Origin of the sequence: Flavobacterium sp. ACN2 (genome assembly GCF_002303885.1) — a bacterium.
Classification (GTDB): domain Bacteria; phylum Bacteroidota; class Bacteroidia; order Flavobacteriales; family Flavobacteriaceae; genus Flavobacterium.
Map to the genome: position 1 here is coordinate 25064 of NZ_MRCM01000018.1, position 12821 is coordinate 37884.

A 12821-nucleotide genomic window follows, 5' to 3' on the forward strand; every position below is an offset into this window, starting at 1 on the left:
AATAACTTTATTCATCATTTTTAAAAACAGAACAATGCTAAAAATTAAACTATTTGTCTTGCTATTATTTGGAACTTATAGTTTTTCTCAAACGAAAGTTTTATATAATCAAAGTATAGATGCTTATAAGAGTAAAAAGTATGTTTTGTTTTTGAAGTTAGCAAAGCAATTGGATAGTATTCGTCCGATGCATCCTACGTTTACTTATAATTTAACTTCGGCTTATTCTTTAAATGGTAAAAAAGAAGAATCTTTAAAGGTTTTGAAAACTATTGTTCTGGCAAATAATACAGTAGATTTCGAAGGCGATTCGGACTTTGAATCTATTAAAAATGAAAAAGGTTTTAAAGATTTATTAGAACTAAAAATTTCTCAATCTAAAACAATAGAAAGCTCAAAGGAAAAGTTTAGTCTCTCTGAAAAAGATTTGCATCCTGAAGGTTTGCTTTATTTAGAGAAACATAAACTTTGGTTATCATCAAGTATTCGGAATAAGAAAGTGGTTTCTTTTGAAGAAAAAGGCAATTGCTCTGATTGGTTTACAGATTGTTTATATTCGGTGTTTGCAATAAAGACAGATTCTAAGGAGAAATATTTATGGATTACTTGTTCTGCAATTCCGGAAATGAAAGGTTTTTCGAAAGAATTAGAAGGGAAAAGCGAAATTTTAAAAATTGATATAGCCACAAGAAAGCTTACAAAACGGTATACGATTGAAGGAAATCATGTTTTTGGAGATCTTGTAGTAGGTAAAAACAATGATGTTTACATTTCGGATAGTGCTGAAGCGATAATCTATAAAATTGAAAATGAAAGTTTGGTTTTATGGAAAGATCTTCAGAAAGAAGCGTTTAACTTGCAGGGCATTACATTTAATGCGAGTGAATCAAAACTGTTTATTGCCGACTATTTGAAAGGAGTTCTGGTTATTGATTTAAAGAGCAAAAAAGGGAATTGGTTAGAGTTTCCGGGTTATGCTTCTCAAAAAGGAATCGACGGACTGGTTTCTTATAATAATTCATTAATTGCAGTTCAGAATGGAGTAGTGCCAATTAGAATCGTGCGTTATATGCTAAATGAATCTCAAACTAAGATAATTGATTTTAGGGTTTTAGATCATAACAGGAAAGTTTTTGACGAACCCGCTTTGGCTACTTTTGTTAAAAATAAAATCTATTTTTTTGCCAATTCTCCCTGGAAATTTTACGATAAGAACGGTCAATTAGGTGAAACTAAATTGGAGAATCCGAAGTTGTTTGAGCTTAGTTTAGAAAAAGCTGTGAATAAATAATTATGTTCCGCTAATAAATTCTCCTTTTTCTATAGCAATTGAATTCCCTAATTCTGTTATGGAATCTAAAACGGCTTTAAATGATTTTCCAAATTCGGTTAAGCCATAAGTTACTTTAATTGGAGGCTTCCTTCCTTCGACTTTTCTAAAAACAAGACCGTCTTCTTCCAGTTGTTTGAGTTGTAAGCTTAATGTTCGTTCTGTAACAGTTGGTATTTCTTTACGAAGTTGGTTGTATCTTTTTGAATTATCTTTTAAATGATACAGAATTACAGCTTTCCATTTTCCTCCCATTAAATCCATCACTAAACTTACGGTGCAAGGATATGTTTTTCCTTCAAGCTTAATTAGATCAGGTTGGCATTCTGTTTTCATGGTATTGATTTTAGACTATCCAATTGGATAGTTATTGCGCAATTATAAAACTATAAATAATTTCGTTACTATAAAAATTATAGTATAAAAATAAGATATGACATTACTAATTTTAGGACATCCGCAGTTACATAAATCAGTTGCAAATAAGGCAATTGTTGAAGAAATTCAGAAGAATAATCCAGAAATAGAGATTAGAAATCTAGCCGAATTATATCCCGATTTTAATATCAACGCCAAGGAAGAGCAAAAGGCACTATTACGACACGAAGTTGTTATTCTTCAATATCCTTTATATTGGTATAATATGCCTGCGATTTTAAAACATTGGTTTGATGTGGTTTTTGAACATCAGTTTGCTTATGGATCAAAAGGGGATAAGTTGAAGGGTAAAAAACTTTTGACTAGTGTTACAGTTGGTTCGGTAGAAGAGGAATACAAACCTTTTGGAAAACATAATTTCAGAATTTCTGAATTCTTCAAAAATGTAGAACAAACCGCTTATTTTGCTCAAATGACTTTTTTGGACCCTGTATTTTTTCATGGAACTTCTTCGGTAGATGGTTTTACCGAAGATGAAATTAGAGAACGTGGGAGATTACATGCGAATCGTTTGCTGGGTTATATTGAAAAACTTGTTTGAGTTTTTAGACTCTAATCTTTGTGAAAGTTTAAAACTTTGGCAGAGATAGTTGCGAATAGTAAACCCAATAGGTCTTTGAAACCTGTCGGGTTTCGTTTCTAAAGATCTTATGAAAAACAAAAAGTTCTAACCTAGTCCCGATAGAAGTGGAAATCCTTTTGTGACGGGGTTCGGCACAAAAGATTACTATCACTTAGTTTTTATTTTAATCGGAGTTCAGTGAACTTCGTTTGCAACGGATAGCGGGACTAAACTTCTTGAAAAACCGAAAATCTTCTGCTTCTTATTATCATATTGATAATCATATCGGTTTTGTTTTGTTAATTCAGAAAAATGTATTAATTTTGCAGTCCTTTTGGCAGAGAAGAGTTTCCATTAGGAATCAACCATTTATGTAAAACAACTTCTGTATTTTCTATCGCATAGAGAAACTCGAGAAAAGCAGAATACAAATTTTTTTATCAGCATGTCTGAACAATTAAAATCACAAGAAGAGTTTTTAGCAAATTTTAACTGGCATAACTTCCAAGAAGGAATCGATGCAGTAGATGAGAAAAACTTATTAGAGTTTGAAGAACTAGTATCAAAAACTTTCATCGCTACAGATCAAGAAGAAGTAGTAGAAGGAGTTGTCGTTAGAATTACAGATAGAGACGTTATCGTTGATATCAATGCTAAATCTGAAGGTGTTATTTCTTTAAACGAATTTCGTTACAACCCTAATTTAAAAGTAGGTGACAAAGTAGAAGTATTAATCGACATCCGTGAGGATAAAACAGGTCAATTAGTATTATCTCACAGAAAAGCACGTACTATCAAATCTTGGGATAGAGTTATTGCAGCTAATGAAACTGGAGAAATCGTTAATGGTTTTGTTAAATGTAGAACTAAAGGAGGTATGATTGTTGACGTTTTCGGAATCGAAGCGTTCTTACCTGGATCTCAAATTGACGTTAAGCCAATTAGAGACTACGATGTATATGTAAACAAAATGATGGAATTCAAAGTGGTAAAAATCAACCACGAATTCAAAAACGTTGTTGTATCTCATAAAGCGCTTATCGAGGCTGATATTGAAGTACAGAAAAAAGAGATCATCGGTCAATTACAAAAAGGACAAGTATTAGAAGGTGTTGTTAAAAACATTACTTCTTATGGTGTGTTCATTGACTTAGGTGGTGTTGACGGATTAATTCACATTACTGACCTTTCTTGGAGTAGAATCAACCACCCAAGTGAAGTTCTTGAATTAGACCAAAAATTAAACGTTGTAATCCTTGATTTCGATGATGAGAAAACAAGAATTCAATTAGGATTGAAACAATTAAACGCTCACCCATGGGATGCTTTAGATGCTAACTTAACTGTTGGTGACAAAGTTAAAGGTAAAGTAGTTGTAATCGCTGATTACGGTGCATTTATCGAAGTTGCTGAAGGTGTTGAAGGTTTAATCCACGTTTCTGAAATGTCATGGTCAACTCACTTACGTTCTGCTCAGGACTTCGTGAAAGTTGGAGATGTTGTTGAGGCAGTTATCTTAACTCTTGACAGAGATGATCGTAAGATGTCATTAGGTATCAAACAATTGACTCAAGATCCATGGACTGACATTACTTCTAAATACCCAGTAGGTTCTAAACATACAGGTATCGTTAGAAACTTTACAAACTTTGGTATTTTCGTAGAATTAGAAGAAGGAATTGATGGATTAATCTACATCTCTGACTTATCTTGGACTAAGAAAATTAAACACCCATCTGAGTTTGTAAACGTTGGTGAAAAACTTGATGTTGTTGTATTAGAATTAGATGTTGAAGGACGTAAATTATCTTTAGGTCACAAACAAACTACTGCTAATCCTTGGGATCAATACGAAGATTCTTTCGCTGTAGGAACTATCCACAACGGTGAGATTTCTGAAATCGTTGACAAAGGAGCTACTGTAGAATTCGGAGATGATATCGTTGCTTTCATTCCTACTCGTCACCTTGAAAAAGAAGACGGAAAGAAATTGAAAAAAGGTGATACTGCTGATTTCAAAGTAATTGAATTCAACAAAGAATTCAAAAGAGTAGTTGCTTCTCACACTGCTATCTTCAGAGAAGAAGAAGAGAAAAACGTGAAAGCTGCAACTGAAAATACTTCATCTGCATCTTCTACAAATGCACCAGCTGCAACTTTAGGAGATAACAATGATGTATTAGCTGCATTAAAAGCTAAAATGGAAAAAACTGAGAAAAAATAATTCTTAGCTTTTTATAAATAGGAAGTCCCACAGTAATGTGGGACTTTTTTTTTGCTCAAATTTTATTTTATTTAGAAAACTTTAACAAATAAAGTTGTGTTATTATTTTAAAAAGTTATTTTTGTATGAAAATACCACATATGAAAAAACTCTACTTTTTTGTTTTGGCTTTATGCTTTTTTAATGGTGCAAATGCACAATTTGTTTCTTTTCAGGATTTTAATCTTAAAATTAAATTGCTGTCATCTCCTGTAAATACCAACTCCAATTCGGAAATTGAAATCAGCGAAGCGTTAAATACTACTTATTTAGATATTAGCAACTCTAATGTCATTTCATTACAAGGATTAGAAAGTTTTGCCAATCTTCAATTTTTAAATTGTAGTGACAATCCAATTATGACAGATGTTGATTTTAATTTTCTAAAGAAATTAGTTTATTTAAAGTATTCTAATATTCAAAACAAACAATATTTACAAATTGAAAATTTACCAGAGTTAACCACTATAATAGCTGATGGACTAACTAATTTGAAATATGTTCAATGTACAGGAAATCCAAAACTAGAGACATTAAACTTAAATGGGGCAGTTAGTTTGACTGAAATTGCGGCTTCAAATAATAAATTGACTACCTTAAACCTTCAAGGTTTAACTGCACTTAAAAAGTTATATTGCGGAGGAAATCAATTGGCTGAATTAGATGTCAGAAGTTTAACAAATTTAGAATCTTTAGAATGCGGTGGTAATCTGTTGACATCACTAAAAGTGAATGGCTTAACAAAACTTTTTTCATTATCATGTACTTATAATAAACTGTTACAATTAGATCTTAATGGATTAACTAATCTGGGTTATTTGCAGTGTTTTTCTAATCAAATAATGAGCCTTAATGTAAGCGGTTCAGCCAATCTTATTGAACTTTATTGTGATGGAAATGCTATTTCATCATTAAATTTGAATGGTTTAGAAAAACTCGAATATGTAAATTGCAGTAGTAATCAATTGCAATATTTAAATATAAATGGATTGCCAAAGCTTAAAGGTTTTAGATGTATAAATAATAAGCTTACAGCTTTAGATTTAACGCAATTAGCAAGTCTAACAAAATTGGAGTGTTCTTACAACCAATTGAAAATGGTGGATGTGAGTGATTTAGGTAAATTAGAAGAGCTTAACTGCTCAAACAATGAGCTTAACTTTTTGTATATAAGAAATGGCAGTAACGAAGCTAAAAATTTAAATTTTTCTGAAAATCCAAATTTGTTATATGTTTGTGCAGATGAAAGCCAATTGTCGCAAGTTCAAAGTCTTTTAAATAATTATGGGTATACCAATTGCAGTGTAAATGCCTATTGCTCATTTAATCCAGTAGGGCAATATTTTATTGTTTCTGGAGATAATAAAATAGACGCAGATAATAACGGTTGTGATACTCAAGATTTAAGTTTGCCAAATTTAAAGCTTAATATATCTAATGGAACTGATACTTCAAGTTATATAGCCAATGGAAATAATTATTCTATTGCCTTGCCAACAGGAACGCATTCTATAACACCTGTTTTAGAAAATCCTACTTATTTTGCGATTACGCCATCAGTTATAAATGTTGACTTTCCATCACAGACAAGTCCGTTGAATCAAAATTTTTGTATTACACCAAATGGTATACATTCAGACTTAGAAATAGTCGTTATACCAATCAATCCAGCTAGACCAGGATTTGATGCATCATATAAAATTATTTATAAAAACAAAGGTAATATAGCAGAATCCGGATCAGTGAATTTAAGTTTTAATGATTCTGTTTTGGATTTTATCGCATCAAATCCAGCTGTAAATACTCAGAGTACAAATAATTTATCATGGAATTTTACAAATATTAAACCTTTTGAATCCAGAGAAATCACATTTACCATTAAAGTAAATGCTCCGACAGCTACTCCAGCTGTAAATAATGGCGATATATTGGCATATACAGCAGCCATAGTATCTTCAAATGCAGATGAAACCCCTAAAGACAATTCATTTGGCTTCAATCAAACAGTTGTAGGATCTTATGATCCGAACGATAAAACCTGTTTGGAAGGCTCAGTTATTACTTCAGAATTAATAGGTGAGTTTGTGCATTATATGATTCGTTTTGAAAACACAGGAAGTTATCAAGCACAAAATATCGTTATAAAAGACATCATTGATTTATCAAAGTTTGACATTTCAACGCTAATTCCAACGAGTTCTAGCCATCCTTTTGTAACTAAAATTTCTGGAGGAAATAAGATAGAGTTTATTTTTGAAAATATTAATCTTCCTTTTGATGATGCCAATAATGACGGTTATGTAGCTTTTAAAATTAAAACCAAACCAACACTTGTTGTTGGAGATTCATTTACAAACGAAGCAAATATTTACTTCGATTATAATTTTCCAATTTTAACCAATACAGCAACTTCTACATTTAAAAGCACTTTGACGACCCAAGATTTTAATTTTTCTAGATATTTGGTTTTATATCCAAATCCATCAGATCAAATTTTAAATATTTCTCAGAATGAGAATATTAATGTGCAATCTTTTGAGATTTATGATATTTTAGGTCAATTAATAATAGCCATTCCAAACGCAAAAACAACCTCAAATATTGATATTTCCAAGCTGAAAACGGGTAATTACTTTATAAGAGTAAAATCAGATAAAGGAAGTTCAAGTATGAAATTCATTAAGATTTAAATAGAAAGTCCCACAGTAATGTGGGACTTTTTATTTGTTTCAGGTTTCAGGTTTCAAGTTTGTTTCGTTTGTCAGTTCGAGCGGAGTCGAGAACCTTTTTGAAAGTGATTTTTTATTTTAAAGCTAATAATTTAGATTCTTCTGGTGTAAAATCATTTACAATTACATATGTACTTATATCTGCAATTGCCATTTCATCTAATATATCAACTAGATTTTTAAAGTTAGATTTTTTACTTGGTTTAATAATAACAACCATTCCTCGTCCTGGTCTTCCTAATTGAGCAGAATAATTAAGCATGTTTTTGTTTTGTTTTAGAAGCTCTTCTCTTATTCCGTCCTTTCCGTATCCAAACTTTTTAGGAGCAACTTTGGGTATTTCTAGTAATCCCATATAAGACACTAATTTATTATCATCTCCCAGTAAAATTGTATAAGATCGGTTTTCTCCGCAGCCACCTCTCCAACCACATGTACGCGAATCATAATCTGGCAGACTTAAAGCCATAGCTTTGTTTTTTCGTAATTCTATTGTGACCATAAAAAAAATGATCAGTAAAAAAGAGACGCTAACCATTGCAGTTAAATCTACTCTTGTATTTAATTTTCTACTTCTAACTTTTTGAGGTAAATTTTTCATAGTAAATAGGTTTTGGAATTTAAATTTAACGATAAAAAGAAAGCAAAAACTATTAAGGTATTAAAAATAATCAAAACTTTTATTTTGTTTTAAAAGATTGTTTCTCAGTGTAAATTGATGATTTTTCAATATTCGTTTTAATTATTTTCATTTTTATTAAAACCAAAACAAATATATCGACGTAAATGAATTTATAACTTAAAAACAATAAATATGAAAACTAGAAAATTTTTAGCTCTTGCAGTTTTAGCTTTAGGATTTGCATTTACATCAAATGCACAAAAATCAGTAATGGTTGGTGGAGCAGCGATGTATCCGAATAAAAATATTATCGAAAATGCTGTTAATTCAAAAGATCACACCACATTAGTAGCCGCAGTAAAAGCTGCAGATTTAGTTGAAACATTAAAAGGGGCAGGTCCGTTTACTGTTTTTGCTCCTACTAATGGAGCTTTTGATAAATTGCCAAAAGGAACTGTAGAGACGTTATTGAAACCAGAGAATAAAAAAATGCTTCAAAATATCCTGACTTATCATGTAGCAGCGGGAAAATGGAGTTCTGCTGATATTGCAAAAGCAATAAAAGACGGAAAAGGGAAAGCAACAATTAAAACAGTAAGCGGTGGAACCCTTACGGCATGGATGAAAGGCAAAGATCTTTATATTACTGACGAAAATGGTAGTAAAGCAAAAGTGACCATTGCAGATGTTAATCAGTCAAATGGTGTAATTCATGTAATAGATGCTGTTTTGCTTCCGAAAAAATAAGTAGTTTCAAATTCCAAAAAAGAAATTCCAAATTCCAAGCTTAAATTGGAATTTGGAATTTTTATTTTGAGATTTTCTAAGATTATTTTTTAGCGGTCAAAGTACTTCCTGCAGAAGCAATTATAACACAAAGTACAGCTAGAATTTCGTAGAAGTTTAAATTTTCGTGAAGAAATATAAAAGCGCAAATAGAAGCTGCTGCTGGTTCTAGACTCATTAATATGCTAAAAGTGCGAGGCGGAAGTTTTCCTAAAGCCTTCATTTCTAAAGTAAACGGAATCGCACTAGACAAAAGAGCAAGAGCAACACCCATTCCGAATAATTTTGGAGTAAGATTGTTTAATCCGCTTTCTAGAAAACCAAAAGGCAAGACTAAAATCGCCGCAAACAGCATTCCGGTTGTAACGGCATCACCATCATTCATTATTTTCGAAATTTTACCTCCTAAAACAATATAAGCACTCCAAAATGCTCCCGCTAGAAGCGCGCATATAATTCCGATAGGATCTAAGCGATCGTTTGTCCATGGTGCAATTAATAAAATACCAATTGCAGCCAGCATTACCCAACAATAATCAGCCAAACGTTTTGAACCTGCTATAGCGAGTATTAAAGGACCAACAAACTCTAAAGTTACCGCTAAACCAATTGGAATTTTTTCTATTGCGAGATAAAAAATTAAATTCATGGCCCCTAACGACAGACCATACGGAATTACAATTTTCCATTGTTGCGGAGTTATCGCTTTTAGATTTGGTCTGTAAGCCAGTAATAAAATTAACGCCGAAATACCAATACGCATAGATGCCGTACCAGCTGCGCCGATTGTAGGAAAAAGTGTTTTGGCAATAGCAGCCCCACATTGAACACTAATAATAGCTAGTAATACTGCTGGAACAGGAGGAAGGCTGAATTCTCGGTTTTTCATAAAAAATAAGACAGAATCATAAAAAATAATTGCTGTCGGATAATAAAATGTATTCTAAATTAATTGTCCAATGCTCTTTTTGTAACATAGGCGCGGTAACCAATAATAGCCATTTGCCATTTTGTAGCCTTAGAAATATCTAGACCTTTTTTGGTAAAGCTTGGCAAAAGTAGTTTATTTAGTTTAGCTAATAATTTATACATAGTAGATTTGTTTGTTCAAAGATATAAAAAAAAGACTTTGTGTTTGAAGCAAAGTCTTTTGGGTAATAAAATGTAAAAGTATTTAAATTTTGAGAATCAGATTTTCGTCGCCTTCGGTTTCACGATTTATGGCATTTTTTGGAGCTTCCATCCATCCCGTTTTATTGATGACAAATTTGAAAAGATGTGTTTTATTTTTTTCAAATTTCGATTTTGGGACCGATAATTCAAATGTATTTTTACTTTTCTGAATCATTTGAAAATTATGATCATTTGGATTCCATTGGTCAAAAGAACCCGCTATAGAAATGCTTTTAACCAAATTTGGATCTAAATTCTTATCATGTTCATAAACAAATACAACATTATCGTTGACGATCTTGTAACCGTAAATGCCTGCTTGTTTTTTGTTTTCACTCAATAAATCATTAGAGAGTCTTGTAATGGCTTCACCAAGTGCATTGCCGGTATTTTCATCACTTATATTTACAATGATGGAAATTCCTAATTGACGTTCAGGATAAACAACCAGCATGTTTTGAGTTCCAAAAGCACCGCCGTGTTTCCAGCAGTTTTTTCCATTTTCATCTACTTGGATATAATCCCAGAAATAACCGTTCCAAGTTGTTGGGCTATTTAACATGTTTCGTTGCGATTCTTGAACAATTTTGTTTTTTGTATTAAGCTCATAAGCAATAAATTTAGTCAAATCACCTAAAGTAGATTTTAGCATTCCAGCGGCGCCCCAAAGATTGTCTGAAATGTTTGGCATTAGAACGCCTTTTAGATTATAGCCGTTTGCAATAACAGTATTTGGACTTAAATTTATACCGCTTGATTGCATATCAAGTTTTGAAAAAATGTTTTCTTTCAAAAGCGTTTCATAGCTTTTGCCATAAACGTTTTCTAAAATATGAGCCGTAAGATTAAGACTTCCGTTGCAGTACTTGAATTTTGTTCCTGGTAAAGTGTCTAATTTTATAGTTTTAAGATCTTCAAAAAACTTCTTACGACTATACATTTCATCCATTTTTTTATAAGCCAAATAGCTACTATCGTTTCTGTTTTTTCTTAATTCGGCAGTATCTGGAAGATCTTTGTCAAAACCAGTTCTAAAAGAAACCAAATCTTTAATAGTGATTGGAGTTCCGTTATATTCTAAGTTTGGATAAGAGCCTGTAATATATTTTCTAATATCATCGTCTGGATTCAATTTTCCTTCCAAAACCGCTTGCGCCGTCAGTAAACCTGTAAATAGTTTCGTTATAGAAGCAACTTCAAAAACAGTATTGTTGTTCGCAATATTTTCTTTTCCCTTATCAATTTCGCCGTAATGTCTCGTAAAGGTTTTTCCATTCTTAACCACTCCAATAGAAATAGAATTAGCTTTTGACTTTCCTATTAAAAGCGAAGCTGTTTTGTCCATTGCAGTAAAAATACTTTTTTCAGCGGTATTCTTCTGTGCTAGAATTGAAAAGCTAAAACATAAAAACAGGAGTATAATGAGCTTTTTCATTTTCGTAAATATGTTTTTCATTTATTAAAGAGAAGTATAGATTACTTCGCTAACATTGTGTTGATTTTCTCCAGCATTTCTTTTGCATTATTGTTGTCCGGAGAAAGAGATAATGCTTTTTGATAATTTTCTTTCGAAAGTGCCAATTCATTATTTCTAAAATAGCCATCAGCCAAACTATCAAATGCATTTCCAGATTTCGGATTCTCTTTTGCATTAAGTTCTAAGACTTTTATACCGTCATGCAATCTTCCGTGATCCATTAATGTATAGCCAATAACATTCAGTCGATATTCAAAGTCCCAATCAGGATGATTCTTTTTTAAGGCTAAATAATTCTGTTGCGCTTTTGTAAAATCTAATTTTAAAAAAATCTGATTGATTTTTTCTCCAGCTAATAAAAAATTATCTGTAAGTGTTTTATCTACAATCGAAGCCACATGATTAATTACTTGACTTTGTACATATAAGCCCGAATATTTATGCCCATTGGATAAAAAGATTATCGTTAAATCACGATCCGTAAATTTTCTAAAAGCAGTTTCATTGCCGCCAGTAAAGCCGTATGAAAGGACATTATTAACTGGTACAATTTCCCAACCAAAAGCAAAACGATCTGTGTTGTTGGCAAACGGAAACGGTTTCCACATATTGCTTTTGGTTTCCTTTTGAAGATAAACGCCTTTATCGAGGTTTTCATTCCATAGAATAAAATTCGGCAAAGAAATATTTAAGCCATTTGCAGAATGAGCGTCGGTGCCAAAGTTTGAAGTGCTTTTAACGTACTTTTTTGTTTGATCATCATAGTTGTATCTAGAAGCACTATTGGGTACCGTTTCGCCAAAATTGGACGAAAAATAAACGCCTGATTTTACAGAAGGAAACTGATTTTGTAAAATATATTCTTCAAAAGTCAAACCCGTAATTCTTTCGATAATTTTAGCCAGAAACAAATAATTGGTTTGATTGTAACGATATTGATTTCCTGTTTTAAAATCCATTGGTTTTTGAGACAGTAAAGCTATTTTTTCGTCAAGTGGCGCCGTTATCGGAATTTCTTGAAACCTAACGACATCAGGAAGCCCGGAAGAATGAGAAAGCAAGTTTTTAATTTTTACGTCTTGCCATTCTTTTGGAGTATTTTCTAAATATTTTGAAATAGGATCTTCGAGTGATAATTTTCCTTGTTCAATAAGTCGAAATATCCCAACATTGGTAATTAATTTGGTAGTTGAAAATATTTTAAAAGCAGTGTTTTTATCCACTGCTTTATCATCTTCTATAGAAGCTTTGCCAAAATATTTTTCATAAACAATTTTACCATCTTTTATTACTGCCAATGCCACACCGGGAATTTCATTAATTGCTATTACTTCTTTTATGTAATGGTCAATTTTTTGTTCTGTTGATTTGTCAGCGTTTTTTTGACCAAAAGATAAATTAAGAACGAATAGTAAAGAGACGGTAAGAAAGGCTCTCATCA

At 31.9% G+C, this 12821-nt stretch carries 11 protein-coding genes; 5 read left to right on the forward strand and 6 right to left on the reverse strand.

Features of this window, described 5'->3' with window-relative positions; translation table 11 throughout:
- Nucleotides 1–34: 34 nt before the first annotated feature.
- Nucleotides 35–1291, forward strand: a complete 1257-nt coding sequence (locus BSF41_RS19280; RefSeq protein WP_095931132.1) for a hypothetical protein — start codon at nucleotides 35–37, stop codon at nucleotides 1289–1291.
- Here BSF41_RS19280 and BSF41_RS19285 read toward each other — a convergent pair whose 3' ends face one another.
- Nucleotides 1292–1666 (reverse strand): helix-turn-helix domain-containing protein, encoded by a 375-nt coding sequence (locus tag BSF41_RS19285; protein WP_095931133.1) that lies wholly within the window; start codon nucleotides 1664–1666, stop codon nucleotides 1292–1294.
- A gap of 97 nt (nucleotides 1667–1763) precedes the next feature.
- Here BSF41_RS19285 and BSF41_RS19290 point away from each other — a divergent pair, with 97 nt between their 5' ends.
- The 3 genes from BSF41_RS19290 to BSF41_RS19300 all read left to right on the forward strand — a co-directional run bounded on the left by BSF41_RS19290 (nucleotide 1764) and on the right by BSF41_RS19300 (nucleotide 7283).
- A complete protein-coding gene (locus BSF41_RS19290; protein ID WP_095931134.1) occupies nucleotides 1764–2309 on the forward strand; it encodes an NAD(P)H-dependent oxidoreductase in 546 nt (181 codons plus the stop codon).
- A 466-nt stretch (nucleotides 2310–2775) separates the two neighbouring features.
- Nucleotides 2776–4554, forward strand: coding sequence for a 30S ribosomal protein S1 (gene rpsA / locus BSF41_RS19295; protein ID WP_095931135.1), 1779 nt, complete (start codon nucleotides 2776–2778; stop codon nucleotides 4552–4554).
- A 125-nt stretch (nucleotides 4555–4679) separates the two neighbouring features.
- Complete coding sequence (locus BSF41_RS19300) at nucleotides 4680–7283, forward strand: T9SS type A sorting domain-containing protein (protein ID WP_253251859.1); 2604 nt, start codon at nucleotides 4680–4682, stop codon at nucleotides 7281–7283.
- Nucleotides 7284–7395: 112 nt separating this feature from the next.
- On the opposite strand, the gene BSF41_RS19305 is transcribed toward BSF41_RS19300, so the two are convergent.
- Complete coding sequence (locus tag BSF41_RS19305) at nucleotides 7396–7923, reverse strand: biopolymer transporter ExbD (RefSeq protein ID WP_095931137.1); 528 nt, start codon at nucleotides 7921–7923, stop codon at nucleotides 7396–7398.
- A 213-nt stretch (nucleotides 7924–8136) separates the two neighbouring features.
- Between BSF41_RS19305 and BSF41_RS19310 the strand changes: the two genes are divergently transcribed.
- Nucleotides 8137–8691, forward strand: a complete 555-nt coding sequence (locus BSF41_RS19310) for a fasciclin domain-containing protein (protein ID WP_095931138.1) — start codon at nucleotides 8137–8139, stop codon at nucleotides 8689–8691.
- An 82-nt stretch (nucleotides 8692–8773) separates the two neighbouring features.
- Here the strand turns inward: BSF41_RS19310 and BSF41_RS19315 are convergent, their stop codons facing one another.
- The 4 genes from BSF41_RS19315 to BSF41_RS19330 form a co-directional block, all read right to left on the reverse strand.
- Nucleotides 8774–9619, reverse strand: a complete 846-nt coding sequence (locus BSF41_RS19315) for a DMT family transporter (RefSeq protein WP_095931139.1) — start codon at nucleotides 9617–9619, stop codon at nucleotides 8774–8776.
- A 59-nt stretch (nucleotides 9620–9678) separates the two neighbouring features.
- Complete coding sequence (locus BSF41_RS19320) at nucleotides 9679–9822, reverse strand: SsrA-binding protein (RefSeq protein WP_095931140.1); 144 nt, start codon at nucleotides 9820–9822, stop codon at nucleotides 9679–9681.
- A gap of 82 nt (nucleotides 9823–9904) precedes the next feature.
- On the reverse strand, nucleotides 9905–11338 hold the full coding sequence (locus BSF41_RS19325) for a serine hydrolase (protein WP_172426942.1): 1434 nt from the start codon (nucleotides 11336–11338) through the stop codon (nucleotides 9905–9907).
- A 41-nt stretch (nucleotides 11339–11379) separates the two neighbouring features.
- Nucleotides 11380–12819 (reverse strand): serine hydrolase domain-containing protein, encoded by a 1440-nt coding sequence (locus tag BSF41_RS19330; RefSeq protein WP_095931142.1) that lies wholly within the window; start codon nucleotides 12817–12819, stop codon nucleotides 11380–11382.
- Between the last annotated feature and the right edge of the window lie 2 nt (nucleotides 12820–12821).

Coding starts and splice junctions, on each gene's coding strand:
- BSF41_RS19310 (WP_095931138.1), top strand. CDS start 8,137: ATGAAAACTAGAAAATTTTTAGCTCTTGCAGTTTTAGCTTTAGGATTT.
- BSF41_RS19320 (WP_095931140.1), bottom strand. CDS start 9,822: ATGTATAAATTATTAGCTAAACTAAATAAACTACTTTTGCCAAGCTTT.
- BSF41_RS19280 (WP_095931132.1), top strand. CDS start 35: ATGCTAAAAATTAAACTATTTGTCTTGCTATTATTTGGAACTTATAGT.
- BSF41_RS19285 (WP_095931133.1), bottom strand. CDS start 1,666: ATGAAAACAGAATGCCAACCTGATCTAATTAAGCTTGAAGGAAAAACA.
- BSF41_RS19315 (WP_095931139.1), bottom strand. CDS start 9,619: ATGAAAAACCGAGAATTCAGCCTTCCTCCTGTTCCAGCAGTATTACTA.
- BSF41_RS19290 (WP_095931134.1), top strand. CDS start 1,764: ATGACATTACTAATTTTAGGACATCCGCAGTTACATAAATCAGTTGCA.
- rpsA (WP_095931135.1), top strand. CDS start 2,776: ATGTCTGAACAATTAAAATCACAAGAAGAGTTTTTAGCAAATTTTAAC.
- BSF41_RS19305 (WP_095931137.1), bottom strand. CDS start 7,923: ATGAAAAATTTACCTCAAAAAGTTAGAAGTAGAAAATTAAATACAAGA.
- BSF41_RS19300 (WP_253251859.1), top strand. CDS start 4,680: ATGAAAATACCACATATGAAAAAACTCTACTTTTTTGTTTTGGCTTTA.
- BSF41_RS19325 (WP_172426942.1), bottom strand. CDS start 11,338: ATGAAAAAGCTCATTATACTCCTGTTTTTATGTTTTAGCTTTTCAATT.
- BSF41_RS19330 (WP_095931142.1), bottom strand. CDS start 12,819: ATGAGAGCCTTTCTTACCGTCTCTTTACTATTCGTTCTTAATTTATCT.